Origin of the sequence: Avibacterium sp. 21-599, from assembly GCF_026226765.1 — a bacterium.
Taxonomy (GTDB): Bacteria; Pseudomonadota; Gammaproteobacteria; order Enterobacterales; family Pasteurellaceae; genus Avibacterium.
Genome location: NZ_JAKKOB010000001.1, coordinates 1831006 through 1856870, shown reverse-complemented (window position 1 = coordinate 1856870; position 25865 = coordinate 1831006). Strand labels below are relative to the sequence as shown.

General features: G+C 40.0%; 23 protein-coding genes and 1 riboswitch. Of the genes, 9 read left to right on the top strand and 14 right to left on the bottom strand.

All coding sequences use genetic code 11. The features are described from left to right. Window positions 1-44: 44 nt before the first annotated feature. Window positions 45-1046 (bottom strand): HTH-type transcriptional repressor PurR, encoded by a 1002-nt coding sequence (purR, locus tag L5B83_RS08855; RefSeq protein ID WP_265778211.1) that lies wholly within the window; start codon window positions 1044-1046, stop codon window positions 45-47. Window positions 1047-1451: 405 nt separating this feature from the next. Further along, on the bottom strand, window positions 1452-2054 hold the full coding sequence (locus L5B83_RS08850) for a peroxiredoxin C (protein WP_250350077.1): 603 nt from the start codon (window positions 2052-2054) through the stop codon (window positions 1452-1454). A 157-nt stretch (window positions 2055-2211) separates the two neighbouring features. Here L5B83_RS08850 and metC point away from each other — a divergent pair, with 157 nt between their 5' ends. Next, on the top strand, window positions 2212-3405 hold the full coding sequence (metC, locus tag L5B83_RS08845) for a cystathionine beta-lyase (RefSeq protein WP_265778210.1): 1194 nt from the start codon (window positions 2212-2214) through the stop codon (window positions 3403-3405). 46 nt (window positions 3406-3451) lie between these two features. Here the strand turns inward: metC and L5B83_RS08840 are convergent, their stop codons facing one another. The 8 genes from L5B83_RS08840 to L5B83_RS08805 form a co-directional block, all read right to left on the bottom strand. Further along, the gene (locus L5B83_RS08840; protein ID WP_265778209.1) at window positions 3452-4501 is read right to left on the bottom strand and encodes an ABC transporter substrate-binding protein; all 1050 of its coding nucleotides are present in this window, start codon (window positions 4499-4501) and stop codon (window positions 3452-3454) included. 9 nt (window positions 4502-4510) lie between these two features. Beyond that, window positions 4511-5599, bottom strand: coding sequence for a metallophosphoesterase (locus L5B83_RS08835; RefSeq protein WP_265778208.1), 1089 nt, complete (start codon window positions 5597-5599; stop codon window positions 4511-4513). A gap of 78 nt (window positions 5600-5677) precedes the next feature. Then, on the bottom strand, window positions 5678-6730 hold the full coding sequence (locus tag L5B83_RS08830; protein ID WP_265778207.1) for an ABC transporter substrate-binding protein: 1053 nt from the start codon (window positions 6728-6730) through the stop codon (window positions 5678-5680). A gap of 102 nt (window positions 6731-6832) precedes the next feature. Further along, window positions 6833-6922: riboswitch (TPP riboswitch) on the bottom strand. Between the two features lie 215 nt (window positions 6923-7137). Beyond that, entirely contained in the window at window positions 7138-9744 is a 2607-nt protein-coding gene (acnB, locus tag L5B83_RS08825) for a bifunctional aconitate hydratase 2/2-methylisocitrate dehydratase (RefSeq protein ID WP_265778206.1), read from the bottom strand. 103 nt (window positions 9745-9847) lie between these two features. Next, window positions 9848-10144: a YciI family protein gene (locus L5B83_RS08820; RefSeq protein WP_250350083.1), complete on the bottom strand. Its 297-nt coding sequence runs from the start codon at window positions 10142-10144 to the stop codon at window positions 9848-9850. A 17-nt stretch (window positions 10145-10161) separates the two neighbouring features. Continuing rightward, window positions 10162-10620: an acyl-CoA thioester hydrolase YciA gene (yciA, locus tag L5B83_RS08815; protein ID WP_250350084.1), complete on the bottom strand. Its 459-nt coding sequence runs from the start codon at window positions 10618-10620 to the stop codon at window positions 10162-10164. A gap of 8 nt (window positions 10621-10628) precedes the next feature. Continuing rightward, complete coding sequence (locus tag L5B83_RS08810) at window positions 10629-11177, bottom strand: septation protein A (protein ID WP_265778205.1); 549 nt, start codon at window positions 11175-11177, stop codon at window positions 10629-10631. Beyond that, the gene (locus L5B83_RS08805) at window positions 11177-11935 is read right to left on the bottom strand and encodes a hypothetical protein (RefSeq protein ID WP_250350086.1); all 759 of its coding nucleotides are present in this window, start codon (window positions 11933-11935) and stop codon (window positions 11177-11179) included. Before L5B83_RS08805 ends, L5B83_RS08810 begins: the two co-directional genes overlap by 1 nt. Before the next feature lie 409 nt (window positions 11936-12344). Between L5B83_RS08805 and dld the strand changes: the two genes are divergently transcribed. Then, window positions 12345-14036, top strand: coding sequence for a D-lactate dehydrogenase (dld, locus tag L5B83_RS08800; protein WP_265778204.1), 1692 nt, complete (start codon window positions 12345-12347; stop codon window positions 14034-14036). Between the two features lie 85 nt (window positions 14037-14121). Here the strand turns inward: dld and hemH are convergent, their stop codons facing one another. The 3 genes from hemH to ydiJ are packed head-to-tail and all read right to left on the bottom strand — an operon-like array spanning window position 14122 to window position 18610. Beyond that, window positions 14122-15090, bottom strand: coding sequence for a ferrochelatase (gene hemH, locus L5B83_RS08795; RefSeq protein ID WP_265778203.1), 969 nt, complete (start codon window positions 15088-15090; stop codon window positions 14122-14124). Continuing rightward, a complete protein-coding gene (locus L5B83_RS08790; protein ID WP_265778202.1) occupies window positions 15087-15506 on the bottom strand; it encodes a hotdog fold thioesterase in 420 nt (139 codons plus the stop codon). The genes hemH and L5B83_RS08790 overlap by 4 nt, the downstream gene beginning before the upstream one ends. A gap of 8 nt (window positions 15507-15514) precedes the next feature. Continuing rightward, complete coding sequence (gene ydiJ, locus L5B83_RS08785) at window positions 15515-18610, bottom strand: D-2-hydroxyglutarate dehydrogenase YdiJ (protein ID WP_265778410.1); 3096 nt, start codon at window positions 18608-18610, stop codon at window positions 15515-15517. A 360-nt stretch (window positions 18611-18970) separates the two neighbouring features. Between ydiJ and ompA the strand changes: the two genes are divergently transcribed. From ompA to grxD, 5 genes are all read left to right on the top strand, one after another. Then, the gene (gene ompA, locus L5B83_RS08780; RefSeq protein WP_265778201.1) at window positions 18971-20014 is read left to right on the top strand and encodes a porin OmpA; all 1044 of its coding nucleotides are present in this window, start codon (window positions 18971-18973) and stop codon (window positions 20012-20014) included. 94 nt (window positions 20015-20108) lie between these two features. Continuing rightward, the gene (locus L5B83_RS08775; protein WP_103853020.1) at window positions 20109-20690 is read left to right on the top strand and encodes a LemA family protein; all 582 of its coding nucleotides are present in this window, start codon (window positions 20109-20111) and stop codon (window positions 20688-20690) included. Window positions 20691-20702: 12 nt separating this feature from the next. Beyond that, entirely contained in the window at window positions 20703-21146 is a 444-nt protein-coding gene (locus L5B83_RS08770) for a TPM domain-containing protein (RefSeq protein ID WP_265778200.1), read from the top strand. Beyond that, on the top strand, window positions 21139-21927 hold the full coding sequence (locus tag L5B83_RS08765) for a TPM domain-containing protein (RefSeq protein WP_265778199.1): 789 nt from the start codon (window positions 21139-21141) through the stop codon (window positions 21925-21927). Before L5B83_RS08770 ends, L5B83_RS08765 begins: the two co-directional genes overlap by 8 nt. A gap of 83 nt (window positions 21928-22010) precedes the next feature. After that, window positions 22011-22343: a Grx4 family monothiol glutaredoxin gene (gene grxD / locus L5B83_RS08760; RefSeq protein ID WP_250350107.1), complete on the top strand. Its 333-nt coding sequence runs from the start codon at window positions 22011-22013 to the stop codon at window positions 22341-22343. A gap of 218 nt (window positions 22344-22561) precedes the next feature. On the opposite strand, the gene L5B83_RS08755 is transcribed toward grxD, so the two are convergent. Next, on the bottom strand, window positions 22562-23452 hold the full coding sequence (locus tag L5B83_RS08755) for a DUF3298 and DUF4163 domain-containing protein (protein ID WP_265778198.1): 891 nt from the start codon (window positions 23450-23452) through the stop codon (window positions 22562-22564). 131 nt (window positions 23453-23583) lie between these two features. Here L5B83_RS08755 and folP point away from each other — a divergent pair, with 131 nt between their 5' ends. Together folP and glmM are read left to right on the top strand one after the other, a co-directional pair. Continuing rightward, window positions 23584-24408: a dihydropteroate synthase gene (gene folP / locus L5B83_RS08750; RefSeq protein WP_265778197.1), complete on the top strand. Its 825-nt coding sequence runs from the start codon at window positions 23584-23586 to the stop codon at window positions 24406-24408. 60 nt (window positions 24409-24468) lie between these two features. After that, window positions 24469-25803 carry a phosphoglucosamine mutase gene (gene glmM, locus L5B83_RS08745; RefSeq protein WP_250350110.1) on the top strand — a complete coding sequence of 445 codons (1335 nt, stop codon included), beginning with the start codon at window positions 24469-24471 and terminating at the stop codon, window positions 25801-25803. The last annotated feature ends 62 nt before the right edge of the window (window positions 25804-25865 follow it).

The window sequence follows — 25865 nt, the reverse complement described above, 5'->3', positions numbered from 1 at the left end:
TTAGTCTAAAAAATTGCCCGTTATAGTAACGGGCAGGAAATGAATTATAACTGTTTAACTGAACTGCGAACGACTAATTCAGGGTGCATTTCGATAATTTGGTGCTGACCTGATTTATCACTAATGCGTTGGAATAATAAATTCACCGCTTGTGCGCCTAAACGAGATTTAGACTGGTGTATTGTGGTAAGTGGCGGTGAATAAAAACGCGAGGCGTGAATATTGTCATAGCCAATAATAGAAATATCATCAGGCACTTTCAGTCCTTTTTCTCCAATGGCAGAGATTGCACCTAATGCCATCACATCATTGCAACAGAATACCGCACTAGGTAAGTGTTCTTGCTTTAAGATTTTATTCATACATTCATAGCCATCTTCTGGCTCAAAAAAACCTTCCATCACCCAATCGGGATTAATCGGTAAATTAGCCTCTGTCATTGCTTTAACAAAACCTTCATAACGTGTTTTAGCCGTGGTTTTAATTAATTCACCTGCAATGATACCAATGGCTTTATGCCCATTATCAATCAGATATTGGGTTGCCATATAGCCACCTTCAAAGCTGTTGTCTTGAATAATATCTGTGTTTTGATTATTTGGTCCCCAATCCATTACTACCATTGGAATATCGGTGAAATTTGCCAGCAGATCGAGGGAATCTTGCGTGTATTCTGCACACATCACTAATACCCCATCTACGCGTTTTTTAGCAAGCATTTCAAGATGATTTTTAATTTTTTCTGGTTCATTTTGGGTATTGCATAAAAATAATGAATAGCCTTGGCGATAGCAATGCTCTTCAACGGCGTGAATAATTTCAGCAAAATAAGGGGCTTCACTGGTGGTTACGATCATACCAATTGATTTTGTGGTATTGACTTTCAAACTTCTCGCTACTGCACTGGGTGAATAATTGAGTGATTGAATCGCCTCGCGTACTTGCTTTTCTGTTTCAGGTGCAACAAAGCGCGTTTTATTAATTACGTGGGATACCGTCGTGGTGGACACGCCCGCCATTTTTGCCACATCTTTAATTGTTGCCATAATTCCTCCGAAAAAATTTTGGCTATTATAAAGGGCGAAATCGAATTGTTAAGGGTTATTGCGAAAAAATTTGCACTTCATCACGGCTTTTTCCTGTTTATTTAAGAAAGTTTCTTTTTTTCACAATTTTGCTATAATCCCGACAAGTTTTATCAACTTTTAGGAGTAAATTATGGGTACATTTGGTTATGCAATGATGATGGTTGTGCTATCTTTAGGCGTGATCCTAACGCTTGCCTCATCAATTTTTTAATGAGTTGATTTAAAAGAAAAAGCTAAGTTTAGAAAACTTAGCTTTTTTTATAACGCATTGTTTTTATAAAAGTTCCTTAGGTAAAGAGAACTCACCTTAGTGAGTTTCCAGTTCCTAAATTAAATTGAAAATAAAGCTAAACAAGTAATAGATTAAAGTTTATCTGCGTTTTGTTTTAAGTATTTTGCAACGCCTTCAGGGCTGCCGGTCATTCCTTCTTTACCTTTTTCCCATTGTGCTGGGCAAACTTCACCGTGTTCTTCGTGGAATTGTAACGCATCAACCATACGGATCATTTCATCAATGTTACGACCAAGTGGAAGATCGTTTACAACTTGGTGACGAACAACGCCATCTTTGTCAATTAAGAATGAAGCACGAAGTGCAACGCCTGCTTCAGGGTGTTCAATACCGTATGCTTGAGCAATCTCGTGTTTAACGTCAGCAACCATCGCAAATTGAACTTCACCGATACCGCCTGCATCAACAGAGGTTTTACGCCACGCATTGTGAGTGAATTGAGAGTCAATAGAAACACCAACCACTTCAACACCACGGTTTTTGAATTCTTGATAACGATGATCGAATGCGATGATTTCAGATGGACATACGAAAGTGAAATCTAAAGGCCAGAAGAAGATAACTGCTGGTTTACCTTCGATGTGTTTTTTTAAGTTAAAATTATCAACAATTTCACCGTTGCCTAATACAGCGGATGCAGTAAAATCTGGTGCTTGACGAGTTACTAATACCATAGTAAAAATCTCCTATAAAAATTAATGATAGATATGCTTAAACAACAATAAGCGTAAATCGGGAAATATTCTAAAGAAAAGCACCGCACTTGAATAACTGTTTTTATCTATTAAATTGATTATTTTTACCTAAATTTAATAAAAGTAAGGAAAATGTATGAAAGCAAATACTACATCGAACACCACCTTTGTCCACGCTGGACGTAAAAAGAGAATGACGCAAGGCAGTGTGAATCCTGTGATTCAGCGTGCCTCTTCTTTAGTTTTTGATTGCTTAGCGGATAAAAAAGAAGCCGGCAAAAACCTCACTAAAGGCGCATTATATTATGGACGTCGCGGTACGCTCACTCATTTTGCCTTACAAGATTTAATGTGTGAATTAGAAGGTGGGGCAGGCTGTTATCTTTACCCTTGTGGGGCTGCAGCGGTAACCAATACCATTCTTTCTTTTGTGGCAACTGGTGATCATATTTTGATGACAGGTGCGGCTTATGAGCCAACTCAAGTGTTCTGCAACGTGATTTTGCAAAAAATGGGGGTAAGTACCACCTATTATGATCCGCTGATGGGGGCTGAAATTGCCAATTTAATGCAGCCAAATACCAAAGTAGTGTTCTTAGAATCGCCAAGCTCACTGACAATGGAAGTGCCTGATATTCCTGCGATTGTAAAAGCTGTGCGTGCGGTTAATCCTGATGTCGTGATTATGATTGATAATACTTGGGCGGCGGGCGTGTTATTTAAGGCGCTGGAACACGATATTGATATTTCTATCCAAGCGGGGACGAAATATTTAGTAGGGCATTCTGATGCAATGATCGGCACCGCAGTATCTAACGCCCGTTGTTGGGATAAATTGCGTGAACATTCTTATTTAATGGGGCAAATGGTGGATGCAGATACCGCCTATGTTACCGCACGGGGTATTCGTACCTTAGCGGTTCGCCTAAAACAACATCAAGAAAATAGCATAAAAGTTGCGCAATGGTTAGCTCAACGGCCTGAAGTAAAGGCGGTCTATCACCCAGCTTTAGCAAGTTGTCCGGGACACGAAAACTTTAAGCGTGATTTCACGGGGGCCAGCGGGTTATTTTCTTTTGAGCTAAAAGAGAAATTAACACAAGAACAATTAGAACGCTTTATGGATCATTTTGAACTGTTTTCAATGGCATATTCTTGGGGAGGATTTGAGTCATTAATTTTATATAATCAACCAGAAGAGATTGCTAAAATTCGCCCTAATATTGATAGAAAACTGACTGGCACATTAATCCGTGTGCATATTGGTTTTGAAGAAGTTGAAGATTTAATCGCTGATTTAAAAGCGGGCTTTGAACGTTTGAAAGGTTAAAATGCCTGACCCCACATTAAAAGTGGGGTCATTTTTTTGCGAAAAGTTAATTTTCTTTTTTCAATTTAATTTCTTGCACCCATTTATTGACTAAGCGTTTGCCTTCTTCTGCCGAACCAAAACGGTCAAAATCAATATTGATCAGCTTCAAGGTCTTAGGATCAACAGATTTTGGTGAGGCTTGCGCATTCACATTGGTTGGAATTTGATAAACCCCTGCCTCACGCCAAGGAATTTCTTGTGCCTCTTTAGATAATGCCCAATCCACAAATAATTTTGCGTTATCCAAGTTTCTTGCGCCTTTAATAATGCTTAATCCACCAAGGGAATAACTATCCCCCTCACAAGGCAAAATGGCTTCCACTGGTGCGCCATTTTCTTTCTCGGTGGCATAACTATGCACGAATCCAACACTGACTGCACTTTCACCGCGTGCTAAATTACTGGTAACTTGATTGCTCTTCATATATTGAGAAACATTTTTATCTAACTGTTTTAGATAGGCAAAGGCTTTTTCTTCACCGAGTAATTCAATCAGCGTAACAATCGCTGTATAAGTCGTGCCAGAAAGTTGAGGATCTGGCACTTGAATTTGTCCTTTTAAGCGGGGATCAAGCAAATCTTTCCAACATTTCGGATAGTCTTTAATGCCTAGCTCAGCAAATTTTTCAGTATTTACACCAAAACCAAGTACGAGCATATATAAAATAGACGTCAGATCGCCTTTTTTATCCAATAATGCTTTAAATTGTGGCATTGTTTCAGCTTGCATTGGTGAACGATAAGGACTGAGTAAACCCAGATCGCCAGCTTGATAATGTAATTCAATCGTACCGCCGTACCAAACATCCGCTTGAGGATTGTGTTGTTCTGCTTTTAACTTGGATAAGGTCGCCCCTGTACTATTACGCACAAATTGAGTTTGCACATGATACTTCTTACTAAAAGCTTGCGTGATTTTCTCACAAGTCGTACTTTGCACACTACAATAGACGGTGAGCTTGCCTTCTGCCTGAACGGCATTGGAAAACAGCGTTGCCGAGCCTAAACAAAGTGCGGTGTAAATTTTACTTAAATTTTTATTTAGAAAGTTCATTCTCACGCCCTATTCTTTTCCTTTTACATCAATAATAAACACTTCCGATTGCGATCCCAATCGCATTGGAATTCCCCAAAATCCATAACCTGAAGTAACGAAAAAATGCCCGTTGCCAATTTTCTCATAACCGTAATCTAAACGATATAACACCTTTGTGATTAAATTTGCTGGAAAGATTTGTCCTTTATGTGCGTGGCCTGAAACCTGAATGTCAATAGGTAAGGTTGAATGTGCCATAATTTCTGTTGGACGGTGATCCAATAGAAAAATAGGTAAATGGGTATTTAAGCGATTAATTATATCTTTGGTTTTTGGACGCGCTTTAAATAAATCATCATTACGCCCAATCAGCACAAAACGATTATCTACTTGCACTGCTTGATCCATCAGAACCGTAATGCCAGCTTGACGAATTTCGTTGGCAATCGCCTGCTGTTGCCCAAAGAAATCGTGGTTACCTAAGGTGGCATAAACGCCAAGTGGGGCGTGTAATTTAGCAAGATGCGGTCGCATTTTTTCTGCGACATAAGCGCGAATATTATCATCCATAATATCGCCCGGGAGTAAAATAATATCGACTTTTTGCTCGTTCATTATTTCAGCTAGCTTATCCAATTGTTTGCCACCAAATAATCGTCCAAGGTGAAAATCACTCGCCATTCCAATACGCAAGGGTTTGAAAGGTTTATCCAAGGTAATTTGATAATGAATGACTTGTGGTGTGTAAGCATTATAGACACTCAATCCAATCAAACTGATTAAACCAACAGGATAAAACCAAGCTAAGGTGCGGTGTAATTTTGGCTTAACTTTTTGTTTTCTAAAGATAAAGTAAATAGCTACACAGGCTAAGCTGACAAAGCTTGCAAAAAGCAAAAATGCCAAAATAAAAGCGCTAGTGCGAAACATCGGGTAAATACGCGAAACAGTGAGCAAAATAATACTGTTTGCAGCGAGATAAGTACTCAGGGTGAAAATTTTACGACAAACAGGACTGGCATTTTGCAAATAAAGCCAAGAAAGGGTGCGGTTAAAAATATAAATAAAACATTGTAAGAAAATAATACAAATTGCGAAAATAATCTGGTATCGCATTATGAACAGCTTTCCTAACGTAAAAAATCATAAAGTGCGGTTATTTTTAACCGCACTTTATCCTTTGTCAATGTAAACTTACTTTAGTTTCACTTCTTCTAGCCAACGTTTTATTAATCGTTTCCCTTCTTCGTCTGAGCCAAAGCGATCAAAATCAAAGTCAATGAGTTTTAAGGTTTTTGGATCGGTTGAATTTGGCGAGGCTTTGGCGTGAATATTGGTTGGAATTTGATACATTTTTTCTTCACGCCACGCAATTTCTTGTGCTTCTGGGGTTAATGCCCAATCCATAAATAATTTCGCATTGTCTAAATTTCTCGCCCCTTTCAAAATACTGATACCACCAAGCGAATAGCTATCCCCCTCACAAGGTAAAATTGCTTCCACTGGCGCGCCATTCTCTTTTTCTGTTTGATAACCATTAATAAAACCGATGGTTACCGCTGCATCCCCACGCGAGAGATTGGATTTCTCTGTGCCACTTTTTGCATATTGGGAAATGTTTTTATCTAAAGCTTTAAGATAACGAAAGGCTTCTTCCTCACCGAATAATTGCACGAGTGTTGCGATAAAGGTGTAGCCGGTACCTGTATTGCGTGGATCAGGCATTTGAATTTGATCTTTAAATTTGGGATCGGTTAAATCTTTCCAACATTTTGGGTAATCCTTAATGCCTAATTGTTTGAACTTTTCCGTGTTTACACCAATGCCTAACACAATAATATAGCCAATTGCGGTTACATCACCGTGCTTGTCGAGCAATGCTTTAAATTGTGGCATTGTTTCCGCTTGTAGGGGCGAACGATAAGGCTCGAGTAATCCTAATTGCGCAGCTTGAAAATGAGGCTCAATGGTGCCGCCATACCAAATATCCGCTTGTGGCAAGGCTTGTTCTGCTTTGATTTTAGCTAAGGTTGCCCCTGTGCTATTACGCACAAATTTGGTCTCCACGTGATATTTTTTAGCAAAAATTTGAGCCATTTTTTCGCACACAGAATGTTGCACGCTACAATAAATATTGAGTCGTCCTTCCGCATTAGCATTGTGGCTAAATAAAAAGCATCCACCTAGCACAATAAAAATTAAGCCACATTTTGATAAAAATGATGAGAAAAAAGGTTTAAATTGCATTGTCATTTCCTTATTAATTAAATGATTAAAAAGTCATATTGACGAGCAAGGAAGAAATTAGAAAGGTAAAAAAGAATATTCTGCAACATAGCTATTTGCAAGAATATGATCTAATTAGTTTCCTACGTCAGCATTAACTGAATCAGGTTCACGGGTATCATCTCAGCTTAAAAAGCACCCCGACTAATTCCCGTTTAGTATAGAAAGGGCAGGATATTGCTGTCAAATAGAAAAGGCTAAATGGCTATAATTAATGATGAAAAAAGGAAATAAAAATAAGCAAAAAAATAACCGCACTTCTTATCCGCAAAGAAATAACAAAATAAAGGCGTTTGGGTTTTTATAGAAAGAAAAGTGCAGTGAAATTTTCCTGATTTTTTCACCGCACTTTTGTGATTGCGGTTTTACTAAGCAGGGGCTTGGAAGATCACTTGCTGTGCTTTTTGCGTATATTGATTAAGTTGATCAAAATTCATATAGCGATAGGTGTCTTCTTTGTCTTGCTGTAAATCCGCCACATAGGCTTGATATTCTTCTGGTGTTGGCAGTTTGCCGAGCAATGCTGCCACAGCGGCGAGTTCTGCTGATGCCAAATACACATTTGCCCCTTGCCCTAAGCGGTTCGGGAAATTGCGGGTTGAAGTGGAAACCACTGTGGCATTATTGGCGACACGCGCTTGATTGCCCATACAAAGTGAACAACCGGGGATTTCAATCCGTGCGCCACTTTTACCATAAATGCTGTAATAGCCTTCTTCTGTCAGTAGGCTGGCATCCATTTTAGTTGGTGGGGCGAGCCATAAGCGAGTTGGAATGACCTCTTTAAACTTGGCTAATAATTTTCCAGCAGCACGGAAATGGCCAATATTCGTCATACAAGAGCCGATAAACACTTCGTCAATGTTATCCCCTTGCACCTCAGAAAGAAGGCGAGCGTCATCAGGATCATTTGGCGCACATAAAATCGGTTCTTTGATTTCATTGAGATCGATTTCAATCACGGCAGCATATTCTGCATCAGGATCCGCGCTGAGTAATTGAGGATTTTCTAACCATTTTTCCATTGCGTTGATACGCCGTTCTAGCGTACGCGCATCGCCATAACCTTCTGCAATCATCCATTTGAGTAATACAATGTTGGAATTCAGGTATTCAATGATTGGTGCTTTGTCTAATTTTATGGTACAAGCGGCGGCAGAGCGTTCTGCTGAGGCATCGGAAAGCTCAAAGGCTTGCTCCACTTTAAGATGCTCTAATCCTTCAATTTCTAAAATGCGACCAGAGAAAATATTTTTCTTGCCTTGTTTTTCTACCGTGAGCAGGCCTTGTTGAATGGCATAATAAGGAATGGCGTGGACTAAATCACGCAAAGTGATGCCCGGCTGCATTTCACCTTTGAAGCGAACAAGCACACTTTCCGGCATATCCAGTGGCATTACACCTGTGGCAGCAGCAAACGCCACCAAGCCTGAACCAGCAGGGAAAGAAATGCCAATTGGGAAGCGAGTGTGTGAATCTCCGCCTGTTCCTACGGTATCAGGCAATAACATACGATTTAGCCAAGAGTGGATAACGCCATCTCCGGGACGAAGCGATATACCGCCTCGGTTCATAATAAAATCAGGCAACGTGTGATGGGTGACCACATCCACCGGTTTAGGGTAGGCGGCGGTATGGCAGAAAGATTGCATCACAAGATCTGAGGAAAATCCTAAACAGGCGAGATCTTTCAGTTCATCACGGGTCATTGGGCCGGTGGTATCTTGTGAGCCGACAGAGGTCATTCTTGGTTCGCAATATTGTCCCGGGCGAATACCTTCTACACCGCAGGCGCGCCCGACCATTTTTTGTGCGAGGGTAAACCCTTTATGGTTATCGGCTATTGCTTGTGGTTTGGCAAAAATATCATTTTCAGCTAAACCTAAACTTTGGCGTGCTTTATGTGTTAAGCCTCGTCCAATAATTAATGGAATACGTCCGCCAGCGCGTACTTCATCTAATAATACATTGGTTTTTAACTGAAATTCGGCTAATACTTGATCGCTATTATGCTGGCAAATTTTGCCTTGATAAGGGTAAATATCAATCACATCCCCCATATTGAGTTTGCTTACATCGACCTCAATCGGTAATGCCCCCGCATCTTCTAACGTATTAAAGAAAATAGGGGCAATTTTTCCGCCTAATACCACGCCACCTGCGCGTTTATTCGGAATATAAGGAATATCCTCGCCCATAAACCATAGCACCGAATTTGTCGCAGATTTGCGAGATGAACCTGTGCCTACAACGTCGCCCACATAAGCCAGTGGATAGTCTTTTTCTTTTAAGGCATTAATTTGTTGAATTGGTCCAATATTGCCGGCTTCATCTGGTTGAATGCCTTCTCGTTCATTTTTTAGCATTGCTAGAGCGTGCAAAGGAATATCTGGACGTGACCACGCATCTTGAGCAGGAGAAAGATCATCTGTGTTGGTTTCACCCGATACTTTAAATACGGTAACAGTGAGTTTTTCGTCTAATTTTGGACGTGATAAAAACCATTCAGCCTTTGCCCAAGATTGAAGAATTTGTTGTGCGTAAGCATTGCCTTGTTTGGCTCGTTGTTCTACATCGTAGAAATTATCGAACATTAATAACGTGGAAGAAAGGGCGGTGACGGCATAAGGGGCAAGGGTGTCATTATCAAGGGCTTGGAGCAGTGGTTCAATATTATAACCACCTTGCATTGTACCTAAAATTTGTACCGCACTTTCAGGACTAATCAAGGGAGAGTGGGCGCTACCATTGACAATGGCGGCAAGAAAAGAGGCTTTCACATAAGCGGCTTCATCCACCCCAGCCGGTACGCGGGTTTTAAAAAGCTCAAGAAGATATTCCGTTTGCTCTGCTGGGGGATGTTTTAATAATTCAATAAGCTGTGCGGTTTGTTCGGCATCTAATGGTTTTGGCACAACACCCTGTGCGGCACGTTCATCAATATGTTTTTGGTAATCGTGTAGAAAGTTTGACATTGTGTTTCCTCTTATTGTTTTTATCGTTAGGGATAGCACTTTTCTTTTTTCTCACTTGAGTTAACTAAAAGAAAAGTGCGGTGCTTTTTTTGAGTGTTTTTACTTAGAAAACTTTCTTAAATGGTTTGATGATGACTTCGCCATAAACCCCTGCTTCCACATAAGGATCTTGGTTTGCCCATTGTTGGGCGGCTTCAAGACTATCAAATTGAGCAATAACCGTTGAACCGGTAAAGCCTGCCTCGCTGGGGTTTTCATCATCAATGGCTGGATTTGGTCCCGCGGTTAATAGACGATTTTCTGCTTGTAATTGTTTTAAACGAGCGAGGTGTTGCTCACGCACAGCAAGACGCTGAGCGAGTGTGTTGGGTTTATCTTGTGCGAAAATAACATAATACATTTTGTTGTTCTCCTTGATTAGGGTTTTGCCATTAATGCTAATGCTTTTTCTAGTTCTGGGTTGTTTTCTCGCGGAATGGCACGAGATTTTCCTTTATTATCTACTGCAACGAAGGTAAAGATCGCTTCCGTCACACAATAACGTTCACCAATGGGTTCACTGGACACTTTTTTTGCCCATACTTCAATTTTTATTTGAATAGAAGAACGGCCGACTTTAACACATTGCCCATAACAGCATACCACATCGCCAACGGAGATTGGGCGGATAAAGGTCATACTATCAACGGCAACGGTAACGACACGCCCGTGTGCGATTTCTTTCGCTAAAATAGCGCCGCCCATATCCATTTGCGACATAATCCAACCGCCGAAAATATCGCCGTTGGCGTTGGTATCAGAAGGCATCGCTAATGTACGAAGTAATAAACTACCTTGGGATTGTCGCCCCGTTTTGGTTTCAATAAAAACAGACATAATTTTTCCTATTGTTGTTCTTTATTATCCGTTTGTGGAAGATAACGATAAATATAAACGCCCGTTGCTACTGTTGCAATAAGGCTAAGCCCAATAATTCCAAACGTTTTGAAATCGACCCAAATATCGTCAGAGAAATATTGACTAATGATAATATTAATCACCATACAAAGCAGAAAGAAGCACGCCCAGCCCATATTTAATTTATACCAAACCGCATCAGGTAGCTGAATTTCTTTACCTAATAATTGCTGAATGAGCGGTTTGTTAAACATCACTTGGCTAATGATTAATGCCAAAGCGAACAAGGCATAAATCACCGTCACTTTCCATTTTAGAAATGCTAATTCGTTGAAATAGGCGGATAATGCACCAAAAAAAACCACCGCACTTCCCATAATGAGCTGTTGTTTTTCAATTTTACCGTATTTGACTTTTAGCACCACAAGCTGAATGACGGTGGCAATAATTAGGGCAATTGCGGCTTCACGAATCCCCAATAGTTTATACACAATAAAAAAGACGAGTAAGGGAATAAATTCTAAAATCTGTTTCATTATTGTTGATCCTTGCGCATAAATAAGCTGTAAAAGCGGTAGGTGAAAAGTAAAGAAAATACGCTCACTACGGCAGTTAAAAAGAGCATTAGGACATCGAAAATAAGATTGTCGCTTAATGCCGTGATACGTCTCAGTACAAAAGGCAGTACGACATAAATTAACAAACAATAAATCAATAACGGCGCAGTGCGTTTCACGCCGCTTAACCAGCTATTTTTCAATGCTTGCATAATGCTTACAGGGTTAATGAGATATTCCGTAGAAGCAAGGCTTAAGCGTACAAAAATAAAAAAGCCAAGCAAAATCGCGACCAAAGAAAGCATTGAAGGCGATTGCCCTTGTAAAATGGCGAACAGGCTTTCTACCACGCCAATCATCAGCGGAATAAATCCAATTAAGCTAATGACCACTACGCCAACAAAACGTTGTAAAGTTAGCACCGCACTTTGATTTAATGGATTTTGTTGTTGAATACTAATGCGGTGAAAAGTGAGAATACCCCAAGAAGAAAGAAATAGGCTGACTAATTGTTGTGCGATGCCTAACAGTAAAAATTCAGCACTGATATTATTCGGTAAGGGTAAACTTTGTCCATTTGCCTGACTGATTTCGGGCATCGGTACGACCGTCGTTAAAAGAAAATAGAAAATTAGTGCGTTAATAAAAAAGAAAAAGATAAATTGCTGGGTAATCGTCCTTTGATTACGCATAAAATACCAACAATCTTGAAAAATTTGAGTAAAATTAATGTTCATTCTTTATTTCCAGTAAAAAATCATGGCGACATTATACAATAACTTGCTAACCATTGCTTTTCCTTTAGTAGAAACCTCGCCTTGTTGTGAATAAGGATTTTTTTGCGTTGTCATATTTGATTTTGGGTTAGATCAAATCTTCTCTATTGTTAAACAAAATGAAAAGTGCGGTAAATAAAATTTTTAAATTTTTTAACAAAATTTTAAAAACTTTGAACTATATCACAAAATTGAGATTTGTGATAAGCCATAATCTTCCCGTCTGAATTGTTTATTTTCTATGGTAGAAAACCTTTATTTTGCTATCAAAAGAAAAGCAAAATAATTTTATTAGTTACATTGAAATGCAAGTATATTCATTTTATAGTAAATGTTAAATCCCTGTTACATTCTATTAAAGAGGTATTGTATGTCTGCAACGCATTTAATTGATACATTAGCGCAAATTGTTACACCTAAATATCTGATTACCGATCCATTAAAAGCTGAAGAGTACACCACGGGTTATCGCTTTGGGCAAGGCAAGGTGCTTGCGGTTGTTCGTCCCGGTTCATTATTGGAATATTGGAAGGTGTTAAAAGCCTGTGTGGCAGCCGATGTGATCGTGATTTCACAAGCGGCAAATACGGGGCTTACCGGTGGTTCAACACCATCGGGAAATGATTACGAGCGTGATATTGTTTTGATAAATACTATGCGAATGACAGGCATTCAACCCATTAATAATGCCGAGCAAGTGATGTGCTTTGCAGGTTCGCGTTTAAATGATCTGGAGATGTTGCTGAAAGAATATAAACGTGAACCGCATTCTGTTATTGGTTCATCTTGTATCGGTGCTTCAGTAATTGGTGGAATTTGTAATAATTCTGGTGGTGCATTGGTTCAACGTGGTCCAGCTTATACGGAAATGGCGTTGTATGCACAGTTAGATGAGAACGGTGAATTACATCTGATCAATAATCTTGGTATTGATTTAGGCGAGACTCCAGAAGAAATTCTTACCAACTTACAAGCAGGACGTTATCAGCGTAAAGATATTCATCTTGACTGTGGGAAAGGACACGATCACGATTATTGCAATCACGTTCGCCAAATTGATGCCGACACGCCTGCACGTTTTAATGCCGATCCTAATCGTCATTATGAAGCCTCTGGTAGTGCGGGAAAATTAGGGGTGTTTGCTGTACGTTTGGATACGTTCCCACAAGATAAAGAAAGTGCGGTGTTTTATATTGGCACAAATGACACGCAAGTTTTAACGGATATTCGCCGTCATATTTTGGCAGAATTTAGCACCTTACCTGTATCGGGCGAATATATTCATCGTGATGCTTTTGATATTGCGGCAGAGTATGGAAAAGATACGTTCTGGGTGATTAAACGTTTTGGCACGCACCGTTTGCCAAAATTATTTGCGCTCAAAGCCAAAGCTGATCGCCTAATGAAAAAATTGACTTTTTTACCAAATCATATCAGCGACAAAATGTTGCAATTTGTTTCTAAATTGTTGCCACAGCATTTGCCACAACGCTTGAGAGATTATCGCGATCAATATGAACATCATTTAATCCTAAAAATGGGCGGGAATGGCGTGCAAGAAGCCAGAGAATATTTGCAGACACGCTTTGCCGATAAGTCCAAAGGAGCATATTTTGAATGCAGTGCAGAAGAAACACAAGCCGCGATGTTACATCGTTTTGCTGTGGCATCAGCGGCAATTCGTTATCGTGCAATTCACGAGCAAGAGGTGGAAGAAATCGTGGCATTGGATATTGCCTTGCGTCGTAATGATCAAGATTGGTTCGAGAAACTCCCAGCAGAGTTGGAAAATAAATTAATCCATAAACTGTATTACGGACATTTTATGTGCTATGTATTCCATCAAGATTATTTGGTGAAAAAAGGTTACGATTGGCAAGAAATCGAACACGAAATGTTAGCATTGCTTGATCAGCGTGGGGCGCAATATCCAGCGGAACATAATGTCGGACATTTATATGAAGCAAAACCTGAATTAAAGGCCTTTTACCAAAAATTAGATCCAACCAACAGCTTCAACCCGGGGATTGGTAAAACCTCTAAAAAGAAAAATTGGGCATAATTTATGTTTAGTCGAAGAGCTAAAGTGCGGTCTAATTTTTAGAAAAATTTAGTAAAATGCCTAGACGTTCATCTAGGCATTTTTTTTATATTTTCTCTTTAATTAATTTCGCCATCATTTCGATATGGGCAGGTTCTGCGTTAAGGGCAGGGATATATTGGAAGGATTTTCCCCCATTCTGAAGAAAAATTTCGCGATTTTCTACTTCAATTTCTTCCAATGTTTCTAAACAATCTGCAGAAAAACCGGGGCAAATAACCGCAACTTTTTCGATGCCTTGCTGGCGAGTTGCATTTTGTAAGAAATGATCCGTATAAGGCTGTAACCATTCTTCACGTCCAAAACGAGACTGAAAGCAGAGTTGCCATTGATTTTCTGTTAAACCTAGACGATCGACCACAGCGAGAGTGGTTTGTTTACAGTGTTCACGATAATAGTCGCCCTCTTGTTCATAACGCAATGGAATACCGTGATAGGAAAACAGTAAAAATTCATCCGATTTCATTTTTGCTTTAATAGATTGCGCCAAGGCATCAATATAATGCGCATCAAGATGATAAGAATGGATAAATTCAAACGGCACAAGCCCTCGAATGGATTTTAATGCGTGAGCAAAACAATCCAAGACAGCCGCAGTTGTGGTGCTACTATATTGTGGGTAAAGCGGTAGCACAATAATTTTATCAACTTGATTTTTGAGTAAATTTTCCACCGCACTTTGCATAGAGGGATTGCCATAAGTCATTCCTATTTCAACAATGGTATTGATTCCTTGTTGTGTAAAATATTGCTGTAACTTTTGTTGCTGCTGTTTAGCAATGACCAATAAGGGAGAGCCTTGCTCCGTCCATACACTACGGTAAGTTTCAGCCACTCGTCTAGCACGTATTGGTAAGATGATGCCACGAAGCAAAGGATACCATTTCCAACGGGGCAAATCGACGACGCGAGGATCGGTCAGAAATTGCCATAAATAACTTGAAATAGCCTTGGATTGAGGGGCGTCTGGAGTGCCTAAATTGGCAAGAATAATGCCGATTTTTGGGTTTTTCATTGATTGACCACGCTTAATGTCAGTTTTGCAAAGCAGCATAGTTTATCGGCTTGATCTTTAATGTCAATTTGCCAAAATTGGATGGTTTTTCCTAAACGGATAGGGGTTGCTCTGGCGGTTACCACACCTTCTCGAACTGGGCGAAGGTGGCTTGCGTTAATTTCTAATCCAACAACGGCTTGGTTTGTTTCGACACAGCAAAACCCAGCCATTGAACCTACGGTTTCGGCTAATGCGGCAGAAATCCCACCGTGTAAAAAGCCCATTGGCTGGGTGGTGCGTTGATCAATAGGCATCGTGGCTTCCAACCAATCGTCCCCTTGGGCGTGAAATTGAATACCTAAATGTGCCACGGCACAATGGGCATTAAATTGATTAAGTTGGTCTAAAGTAAATGATTTTTTCCAAATTTTCATTGTGTTTTCTAACTGAGTAAGGTTAATAAGGCTTGTACAGGGTGTTTCGGCTGCCATTTTTCAAAACGTTTAACTTGGCTACGGCAAGAGTAGCCCGTGGCAAGGCAATAATCAGGATTTTTATCGGCAAGTTTTTCTTTCCAAGAACTGGCATAAATTGCTTTAGACATAGCAAAATGTTGCGTTTCGTGCCCAAATGTTCCCGCCATTCCGCAGCAACCAACCGTTTCCACTTGCAAGGCTTGCCCAAAGGCAGCAAAGATTTCTTGCCATTCTTTCGGGCTATTCGGTAAGGCGGTGGATTCTGTACAGTGGGGGAATAAATGCCACTGTTGTCCTTCAGGTAAAGTGCGGTGGTTTTTTTGTGAATTTTTTATTCCTTGCGCTAATTGCTCAGAATGTAACTGATTTTTCAGCCATTGATGTGCGGTAAGCACTTGGAAATCACCACGTTCATCACCTAAAATTTCACGATATTCATCACGATAAGACAGCACGATGGCGGGATCTACGCCGACGAGAGGCAGATTTAACTGCGCCATTCGATTTAAAAATGCCGCCTGATTTTTGGCTGTTTTAGCAAAGCGAGCGAGAAAACCTTTGATATGCTGGGCTTTGCCATTAGGCTTGAAAGGCAACAAAATGGGACGATAGCCCAATTTTTGAGTAAGTGCCACAAAATCTGCCACGACTTTGGCATCATAATAAGAAGTGAAAGGATCTTGTACGATAAGCAACATATTTTGCTTTTCGATTTCACTTAAGTGTTCTAATTGTTCTAAACTTAACCCTTGATAATTAAGGGCAACCAGTTGCTGCTGCAAATTCGGTTGGCTTAATAAGGGTAAATCCACCATTCCCAAGGCTTTTTTGGCTAGCGGCTGAGTGATTTTGGCTGCCGTGAAAAAGTTAAAAAATGTCGGTGCTTTTGCCATATAAGGGGCGATGAACTCCACATTAGACACCACATAGTCTTTAATTGGGCGAGTGTAACGTTGATGATAAAAATGTAAGAATTTCGCACGGAAACTTGGCACGTCAATTTTTATCGGACATTGGCTAGCACAGGCTTTGCACGAAAGACAGGTATCCATCGCCGCTTTCACTTCGTGAGAAAAATCATATTCACCGCGTAATTTTCCAAGGCTATGACGAATTTTGGCTACAAAATCGGTGAGTTTTATTTGGTTTTTGCGAAAATCTAATTGCTCAGGGGAAACGCTTTGGTTCGCCAGTAAACGTAGCCATTCACGCACCATTGCCGCACGTCCTTTCGGCGAAAATAAGCGATTTTTAGTTACTTTCATTGAAGGACACATTGCACTATGTACATCAAAATTAAAACATAATCCGTTACCGTTGCAATTCATTGCCCCAGCAAATTCCGTTTTCATCTGTATTGGAATTTGACGATCTTGATCCGCACGCATTGGCGATAGGATAGCGTAGAGTGTTTGAGTACTATCAAGTGCGGTGCAAATTTTGCCCGGATTTAGCCGATTGTGCGGATCAAACAGCGTTTTGATATAACGTAATTCTTGCCATAATTCAGGCGTGAAGAAGGTTTCACCATATTGTGAACGCATTCCTTTGCCGTGTTCGCCCCAAATTAATCCACCATATTTATGTGTCAGCTCTGCCACTTGATCGGAAATTTGTTTGAACAGTTTCACTTGTTCTTTATCGCATAAATCAAGGGCTGGGCGAACGTGCAAAACGCCCGCATCAACGTGGCCGAACATTCCATATTCAAGCTGGTGGCGATCTAATAACGCACGAAATTCACGAATATAATCTGCTAAATGTTCTGGCGGAACGCAGGTATCTTCAACGAACGGAATCGGTTTTGCTTGACCTTTTGCATTGCCTAATAAGCCGACGGCTTTTTTGCGCATTGCATAGATACGTTCAATAGAGGGTAAATCATTACAAACTTGATAACCGATAATATCATCTTGATTTTGCGAGATTTTTTCATCAAGTTGTAGGCAAAGTTGTGCCACTTGTTTTTCTATCAATGATTTACTATTGCCAGCATATTCTACGATATTCAAACCAAGAATGGGATTTTCTTGATCTTCGATAAGCAGATCGCTCACTGAATGCCAAATAATATCTTGCTTAGCAAGGTTTAGCACTTTGCTATCTATGGTTTCTACCGAAAGTGCGTTGGCTTTTAGCATAAAGGGGGCATTACGTAACGCCGCATCAAAAGAGCGATACTTAATATTAATTAATGTGCGATATTGTGGAATAGGGGTGAGATCTAAGGTGGCTTCACAAATAAACGCAAGTGAACCTTCTGACCCCGTTAAAATGCGGGATAAATTAAATTCAGTTTCATCATTATTGAAGACATTCTTGAGATCATAGCCTGTTAAAAAGCGATTAAGCTGTGGTAAATCACGCAGGATTTCGTTACGCTTTTGCTGACAGCGCTGGAAAATCTCTTGATGCAGATGGCGACTACGCTGAGAAATAGGTTGTTGCTGTAATGATTGCTCAAAATCTGCGGTGTTGAGTGCGTGAGTATCAATCACTTCGCCGTCTATTAATACTGCTCGCAAGCCTAAAACGTGATCAGAGGTCTTGCCATAACGCAATGACCCCTGTCCTGAGGCATCAGTGTTGATCATTCCGCCTAACGTAGCACGGTTGCTGGTGGACAATTCTGGCGAGAAAAATAAGCCATAAGGTTTCAAAAATTGATTGAGTTGATCTTTTACCACGCCGGCTTGCACTTTTACCCAGCGTTCTTGCACATTGAGTTCAAGAATTTTGCTCATATAGCGTGAAAGATCCACAATAATATTGTTATTTAGGGATTGCCCATTCGTGCCAGTGCCACCACCGCGTGGCGTAAAAGTGAGTGAAAGGTATTTTTCTTTTTGTGCTAATTTGGTTAGGCGAACCACATCAGCGGTATCTTTAGGAAACAAAATGGCTTGCGGCAGTTGCTGATACACACTGTTATCCGTTGCAAGGCTTAAGCGATCTGCATAGTTTGAAGCAATATCGCCAGTAAAATGTTGGCGTTTGAGTTCCTCCAAATAATCAGAAACTAAAGGGGAAAGCTGTGGGACATCAGATAAACGTGGTAGCATTTTATTACTCATATAATGATTAACATAATAAATGAAGTTTAGCATATTGTTATGATCCTTTCATCGAAAGAAAGAGATCAATTTTGTTTTTTCTGAAAGGTAAAACGATAAAATCGCCTTATTTTTGCTCAAAAAATCATCTTAAATAGTAAGTGATTGTATGAATTTTGAGCTGAAAAGAGAAAAATCGTTTGATTTTCTATTTTTTCAAGCTGATAATATATTCGCTTTGAATAGGTTCGATCTTAATTAGATTGACACATAAGCGAAGTAGAAATAGAGAAGCTATCGTTCTCTAAATACTTATAAGATTAAACTTTCATTTTAAATTTATTGATGACTAAATAGAGGATCATCCAAATGAAAAAAACTGCAATCGCATTAGCTATCGCTGGTTTAACTGCTGCATCAGTAGCACAAGCTGCACCACAAGCAAATACTTTCTATGCTGGTGCAAAAGCTGGTTGGGCATCTTTCCACGATGGTTTAGAACAATTTGAAGATCAAGCTTTTGCTGAGGGAACATTACGTAACTCAGTTACTTATGGTGTATTTGGTGGTTATCAAATTACTGATAACTTCGCTGTTGAGTTAGGTTATGATGATTTCGGGCGTGCTAAATTCCGTAAAAATGGTCAAACAGTATCTAAACATACTAACCACGGTGCGCACTTAAGCTTAAAAGCAAGCTATCCAATTATTGAAGGCTTAGATATTTATGGTCGTGTAGGTACGGCATTAATCCGTTCTGACTATAAAAATAAAAAAGGTACAACTGATGGGGCATTTGATAAAAATGAACACAGTTTAAAAGTATCTCCTGTATTCGCTGGTGGTTTAGAATATAACCTTCCATCATTACCAGAGTTAGCATTACGTCTTGAATATCAATGGGTTAATGGTGTTGGTCGTTTAAAAGATGAAGATGGTTATCGTGTAGACTACACGCCAAGTATTGGTGCTGTAACTGCAGGTTTATCCTACCGTTTCGGTCAAAGTGCACCAGTTGTAGCGCCTAAAGTGGTTTCTAAAACTTTCGCATTAAGCTCTGATGTAACGTTTGCATTCGGTAAATCTAATTTACGTCCAGAAGCACAAAGCACATTAGATGGTATCTACGGTGAAATCGCACAATTAAAAGAGGCAAACGTTGCAGTAGCGGGTTACACTGACCGTATCGGTTCAGAAGCTGCGAACTTAAAATTATCACAACGTCGTGCAGAAACTGTTGCAAACTACTTAGTATCTAAAGGTGTTGCTCAAGACGCTATTTCTGCAACAGGTTACGGCGAAGCAAACCCTGTAACTGGTGCTAAATGTGATTCAGTTAAAGGTCGTAAAGCATTAATCGCTTGTTTAGCTGATGACCGTCGTGTAGAAATCGCGGTTAAAGGTAACGAATAATTTTTCGTTAATACTTTAATACGTTTATAAAAAAGACCTAAACGAAAGTTTAGGTCTTTTGTTATCTCATCATTTTATCGTTAAGGAAAAGAGAATGAAAAAGTGGATTATTGTGCTAATTGTCGCTGTCATCGCCGGTTTTACATTAATGACTAGCTACAATGGTTTAGTGCAAGCAGAAGAAAAAATTGATTCCGTATGGGCGAATGTTGAATCACAATATCAACGCCGTGCAGATTTAATTCCCAATATCGTGAATACAGTAAAAGGTCAGGCTAACTTTGAGAAAGAAACCTTAACGGGGGTAATGGAAGCGCGTGCAAAAGCGAGCCAAACTAAAATTGATCCAAGTAATATGACAGAAGAGCAATTAGCGCAATTTCAACAGCAACAAAACTCTGTGGGATCGGCATTATCACGTTTATTAGTCACAGTAGAGAAATACCCAGATCTTAAAGCTCACGAAGGCTTTATGAATTTGCAAGCCCAATTAGAAGGGACAGAAAACCGCATTAATGTTGCACGTGATAAATTTAATGAGGCAGCGCGTGAATATAACCAAAAAATTCGCCAGTTCCCAACGAAATTAGCGGCAATGATTTTTGGTTTTAAAGAAAAACCTTACTTCAAATCTGCCGTGGGATCTGAAAACGCACCGGTTGTCAGTTTTAACTAAGATCGATCTATTATGGCGCTATTTTCAAGAATCCCCTTTAACAAAAAGCAAATTGAGGCGGCAATTGTTCGCCTCGAACAACAAACTTCCGCAGAGTTGCGTGTTTATATTGAACGCCACATTGCAAAATCATCAAGCTCGGTGATGGAACACGCCTTATCTGTTTTTCAAAAATTAGAAATGACAGCCACACAAGCGCGTAATGGCGTGTTGATTTATATTGCTTATAAGGATCATCAATGTGCCATTATTGGTGATGAAGGCATTCATCAGTATGTAGGAGAAAACTTTTGGCAAGCACAATGTGCTGAAATGACAACGCATTTTAAGCAAAAGCTTTATACTCAAGGCGTTGTTAATGCGATTGATAACATTGCTCAAGTGTTGGCACAGCATTTTCCTATTCAGCCAAATGATCGTAATGAGCTGGATAATGAGGTGATTATTAATGATTAAGCTTATAAAAAGTGCGGTCGTTTTTTTGCTTGTTTTTTGGAGTTTAACCGCGAATGCGGTCAATTTCCCACCACCGCCTCATCCTTTTCATTATGTCAATGACTATACTGAAACCCTTACTCCATCAGAAAAACAACTTTTGGAGAATAAGCTAGTTGCTTATTCTAAAGAAACCAGTTCACAAATTGCGGTGGTGTTAATTCCAAGTACAGGGAATTATGATATTGCACAATATAGCTTTGAATTGGGGGATAAATGGGGCATTGGTCGTAAACAGCTAAATAATGGCGTATTAATGTTGATTGCCATCAACGATCGTAAGATTTTTATTGCCACAGGGCAAGGACTAGAAGGAGCGTTGCCTGATGCTTTCCTTTCTCGCGTCATACGCAATGTTATTACTCCCGCCTTTAAACAGGGGCATTATATGCTCGGGATTGATCGTGGATTGGATTACATCATTGCCGCAAGTAAAGGGGAATATGATGCTGCTGAGACGGAAGAGGATGATTGGACACAATATATTCCAATCATAATGATCAGTATTTTTGTCTTATTTGTACTGTTTGGCGAACTAAGTTGGCGTAGAACGCCTTATATCAGCCCCACCAATAATCACAATGGACAAATTTTCCGCCAACCACCTCTTGGCAGACGCCGTAGCGGTGGTGTTGGAGGCGGTTTTGGCTCAGGAGGTGGATTTGGTGGTTTCGGTGGCGGTTCTGGCGGAGGCTTTGGCGGTGGCGGTTTTGGTGGCGGTGGTGCTGGCGGAAGTTGGTAATACTTGATTATTCTGCTCGGGTTATTGGTATCTCAAGCCCCTTATGCTACAATCTGCCCACTTAATTAAAAACGAGGACAATTATGGAAACCTTAGAACGTATTAAAAAACAAATTAGCGAGAACCCAATTCTGATTTATATGAAAGGTTCACCAAAATTCCCATCTTGTGGATTTTCAGCAAGAGCGGTAGAAGCCTTAATGAATTGCAAAGTGCCTTTTGGCTATGTAGATATTTTGCAAAACCCAGATATTCGTGCAGAACTTCCTGCCTATGCGAATTGGCCAACTTTCCCACAATTATGGGTAGAGGGTGAGTTAATTGGGGGCTGTGATATTATTCTGGAAATGTACCAACAAGGTGAATTACAAACCTTATTATCTGAAGTGGCTGAGCGTCATAAAGAAGAAAATTAATAAAATTTATACCGCACTTATACCAGTGCGGTTTTTTTATCTCAATTTTTTATTATTAAAACCGTGAATTACTTCACAAATTTAAATATTACTCTTTGCTTATTGGAAATGATTTGCATATTATTTGCACCATAATAAGTGCTATTTTAATAGCCTGTAATGGTCATATTTTGCTTTCCGAGTGTGCCTCTAATGAGGCACTTTTTTTATTTCTTATTTTACTTAAGCCAAGGTTTCACATATTCACTATTGAGTAAGTTAATTTCACTTTGTTTCCAGTATAAATCTAACGTCCTTTCCCCTTCCGCATAAGAATTAAGTGCATAAGGCGGATAAACGAAATGAATTCCTTCTTGATCGAAATAAAATTCAGGTGAAATATAGAAACCCTCTAAAGAAGTAAAAGGGGCTTCCCCCGGTTCAAGCCCCTGTATGTAAATTTTCCATAGCGCATCGAGTAATTTGGGCTGATTTTCTGGAGAAATTAATTTTTCAAGGGTGATCAAGGCTTTTTGCTGAGCATCAAAATTGAGATAATGAGTCATACCAAACCCGTGTGCACCGCCCTCATAAGTATAGCTATCTATTCTAAATCCTAGCCAATTTTGGCGTTGTCCTAGGTAGTAGGAGGAAAGAGAGAATTCTTTTCCTATTGAGCCTTCGGCTAACATTTCTTTACGATATTCTTGATAAATTTGTGCAAATTTTTGACGGAGTTGATCTTTGTCGATTGTAGTCAGTGGTGGCGAATTTTCATTTTCTTCATTTGCGATATATTGCGCCCATTGTTGGCGAAGCAAAGCATCAAGCCATTCAATATGGGTTTCAGGCATCGTAACTGAAACATTGATATTTGCTTCACTTTCAGTGTTTTTGAGATTGAATGTTTCCTCTTTTTGGAAGAGCGGTGAAATTTCTACCTGCAATGCCGGAAATAAGGATTTTTGTGCATTGAGTTCATTTTTTAGTTGGGTGATTTCTTGCTGCTGGCTTTGTTGGGCTGTTTCCGCTTGTTGCAATTTTTGCTGTAATTCAGCCACTTGTTTATCATCACAAGCAGAGAGTAAAAAAATCGTACAAAAACTTAAAGCAAAAATGGTTTTGTTCATTTGGGGTTTCCTCTTGATTGTTTTGTCGTCAGTATAAGTGAATAATGCGTTTTACGCGACAAAATGTTTATATTTTGTTTGCATAAATATTTCGTTATAATTGACCGAATTTCGATGCAATATAAAAAATTATGAAGTTACAAGCTAATAATAAAACCCTTTCCTTATCACAGCCCCAAATTATGGGTATTTTAAATTTCACGCCAGATTCTTTTTCAGATAGCGGTCTGTTTTTTGACCGCGACAAAGCCTTATTTCAAGTGGAAAAAATGCTTAATGAAGGGGCGACTATTATTGATATTGGGGGGGAATCCACCCGCCCAATGGCAGAAGAAGTGAGTCTTGAGCAAGAATTAGATCGCGTTGTACCTATGGTGGAAGCAGTGAGAAAACGCTTTGATTGTTGGATTTCTGTGGATACATCGAAGGCGCAAGTAATGGCAGAAAGTGCGAAAGTCGGAATGGATTTAATTAATGATATTCGTGCATTAACTGAACCCAATGCATTGCAAACTGCCGTACAATTAGGGTTACCCACCTGCATAATGCATATGCAAGGGCAGCCTCGAACAATGCAACAAAATCCGTATTATGAAAATGTGGTGCAAGAGGTATTAAATTTTCTGGAAAATCGCACCGCACTTTGTTTAGCCTGCGGAATGAAAAAAGAAAACATTATTTGGGATCTGGGCTTTGGGTTTGGGAAAACCGTACAACATAATTATCAATTGTTGCAACAGTTAGCGAAATTTACCCAAGATTATCCTGTCTTAGCCGGCGTTTCGCGTAAATCAATGATTGGCTCGGTATTAGATAAACCTGTTGATGAGCGTATTGTGGGTAGCGTTGCCGCCGCCTTAATTGCCGTCATAAATGGGGCAAAAATTGTGCGTGTCCACGATGTTGCACCCACTTCAGAGGCATTAAAAATTTGGCAAGCGACGCAAATGGCATAATCATAATAGTGTACAATGAATGTACGGATTTTTAACCATAAAAAATAAAAAGGAATACAAATGGCAGAACGCAAATATTTTGGTACTGATGGCGTGCGTGGAAAAGTTGGGACTTCACCGATTACCCCTGATTTTGTCCTTAAACTTGGTTGGGCAGCAGGAAAAGTGCTAGCAACGCAGGGTTACGGTACCGTATTAATTGGGAAAGACACCCGCATTTCAGGCTATATGTTGGAATCCGCCCTTGAGGCAGGTTTGGCGGCAGCAGGGCTTTCCGCCGCTTTTACCGGTCCAATGCCAACCCCTGCCATTGCTTATTTAACGCGCACTTTCCGAGCTGAAGCGGGCATCGTGATTTCAGCTTCTCATAATCCTTATTATGATAACGGGATCAAATTTTTCTCTACTCAAGGCACAAAATTACCTGATGACGTGGAAGAAGCGATTGAGGCAATGCTAGAACAGCCAATGGATTGCGTTGAATCGGCTCAACTTGGGCGCGCAAGCCGTATTAATGACGCAGCAGGGCGTTACATTGAATTTTGTAAAAGCACCTTTCCCGCGCATTTAAGCCTAGAAAATTACAAAATTGTGGTGGACTGTGCCAATGGCGCAACTTACCACATTGCGCCTAATGTAATGCGTGAATTGGGGGCGGAGGTGATCGAAATGGGGACGCAACCAAATGGAATGAACATCAATGAAAAATGTGGTGCGACCGATATTAAAGCCTTGCAGGACAAAGTATTAGAAACCAAAGCCGATATTGGTTTAGCCTATGATGGTGATGGCGACCGCTTAATCTTAGTGGATCACCTTGGTAATAAAGTGGACGGCGACCAAGCCCTATTTATTATTGCACGTGAAGCCTTGCGTGCGGGCAAACTAAAAGGCGGCGTGGTAGGAACATTAATGAGTAATATGCGTCTTGAACTCGCCTTAAAAGAATTAGCGATCCCATTTGTGCGCGCCAATGTGGGCGACCGTTATGTGTTAGAAAAAATGCAAGAAAATGGCTGGTTACTTGGTGGTGAAAACTCAGGTCATATCATTATTGCAGATAAAAATACCACGGGAGATGGCATAATCGCCTCACTGGCGGTATTAGCCGCCATGGTAGAACATCGTTTATCACTCAATGAATTGGCAAGTGCGGTGCAATTATTCCCACAAGTATTAATTAATGTGCGTTTCTCAGGTGGCAGTAATCCATTAGAAAGCGAACAAGTGAAAGCCGTTGCCGCTGAAGTGGAAAAACGCTTAGCAGGTAAGGGACGTATTTTATTAAGAAAATCAGGCACAGAGCCGTTAATTCGTGTAATGGTTGAATGTGAGGATGGCACACTTGCGCAACAATGTGCTGAAGAAATTGCTGAAGCGGTGCGTGCCAATTAACAGTGTGGTGTAAAAGAAGCGAGTTTTTCGCTTCTTTTCTTCTAATTAAATAGAGTAGTAGT

Bases quoted from the DNA above. Each gene is read 5' to 3' on its own strand.
- purR (WP_265778211.1), bottom strand. From the start codon at position 1,046: ATGGCAACAATTAAAGATGTGGCAAAAATGGCGGGCGTGTCCACCACG.
- L5B83_RS08850 (WP_250350077.1), bottom strand. From the start codon at position 2,054: ATGGTATTAGTAACTCGTCAAGCACCAGATTTTACTGCATCCGCTGTA.
- metC (WP_265778210.1), top strand. From the start codon at position 2,212: ATGAAAGCAAATACTACATCGAACACCACCTTTGTCCACGCTGGACGT.
- L5B83_RS08840 (WP_265778209.1), bottom strand. From the start codon at position 4,501: ATGAACTTTCTAAATAAAAATTTAAGTAAAATTTACACCGCACTTTGT.
- L5B83_RS08835 (WP_265778208.1), bottom strand. From the start codon at position 5,599: ATGCGATACCAGATTATTTTCGCAATTTGTATTATTTTCTTACAATGT.
- L5B83_RS08830 (WP_265778207.1), bottom strand. From the start codon at position 6,730: ATGCAATTTAAACCTTTTTTCTCATCATTTTTATCAAAATGTGGCTTA.
- acnB (WP_265778206.1), bottom strand. From the start codon at position 9,744: ATGTCAAACTTTCTACACGATTACCAAAAACATATTGATGAACGTGCC.
- L5B83_RS08820 (WP_250350083.1), bottom strand. From the start codon at position 10,144: ATGTATTATGTTATTTTCGCACAAGATAAACCCAACACACTCGCTCAG.
- yciA (WP_250350084.1), bottom strand. From the start codon at position 10,620: ATGTCTGTTTTTATTGAAACCAAAACGGGGCGACAATCCCAAGGTAGT.
- L5B83_RS08810 (WP_265778205.1), bottom strand. From the start codon at position 11,177: ATGAAACAGATTTTAGAATTTATTCCCTTACTCGTCTTTTTTATTGTG.
- L5B83_RS08805 (WP_250350086.1), bottom strand. From the start codon at position 11,935: ATGAACATTAATTTTACTCAAATTTTTCAAGATTGTTGGTATTTTATG.
- dld (WP_265778204.1), top strand. From the start codon at position 12,345: ATGTCTGCAACGCATTTAATTGATACATTAGCGCAAATTGTTACACCT.
- hemH (WP_265778203.1), bottom strand. From the start codon at position 15,090: ATGAAAAACCCAAAAATCGGCATTATTCTTGCCAATTTAGGCACTCCA.
- L5B83_RS08790 (WP_265778202.1), bottom strand. From the start codon at position 15,506: ATGAAAATTTGGAAAAAATCATTTACTTTAGACCAACTTAATCAATTT.
- ydiJ (WP_265778410.1), bottom strand. From the start codon at position 18,610: ATGCTACCACGTTTATCTGATGTCCCACAGCTTTCCCCTTTAGTTTCT.
- ompA (WP_265778201.1), top strand. From the start codon at position 18,971: ATGAAAAAAACTGCAATCGCATTAGCTATCGCTGGTTTAACTGCTGCA.
- L5B83_RS08775 (WP_103853020.1), top strand. From the start codon at position 20,109: ATGAAAAAGTGGATTATTGTGCTAATTGTCGCTGTCATCGCCGGTTTT.
- L5B83_RS08770 (WP_265778200.1), top strand. From the start codon at position 20,703: ATGGCGCTATTTTCAAGAATCCCCTTTAACAAAAAGCAAATTGAGGCG.
- L5B83_RS08765 (WP_265778199.1), top strand. From the start codon at position 21,139: ATGATTAAGCTTATAAAAAGTGCGGTCGTTTTTTTGCTTGTTTTTTGG.
- grxD (WP_250350107.1), top strand. From the start codon at position 22,011: ATGGAAACCTTAGAACGTATTAAAAAACAAATTAGCGAGAACCCAATT.
- L5B83_RS08755 (WP_265778198.1), bottom strand. From the start codon at position 23,452: ATGAACAAAACCATTTTTGCTTTAAGTTTTTGTACGATTTTTTTACTC.
- folP (WP_265778197.1), top strand. From the start codon at position 23,584: ATGAAGTTACAAGCTAATAATAAAACCCTTTCCTTATCACAGCCCCAA.
- glmM (WP_250350110.1), top strand. From the start codon at position 24,469: ATGGCAGAACGCAAATATTTTGGTACTGATGGCGTGCGTGGAAAAGTT.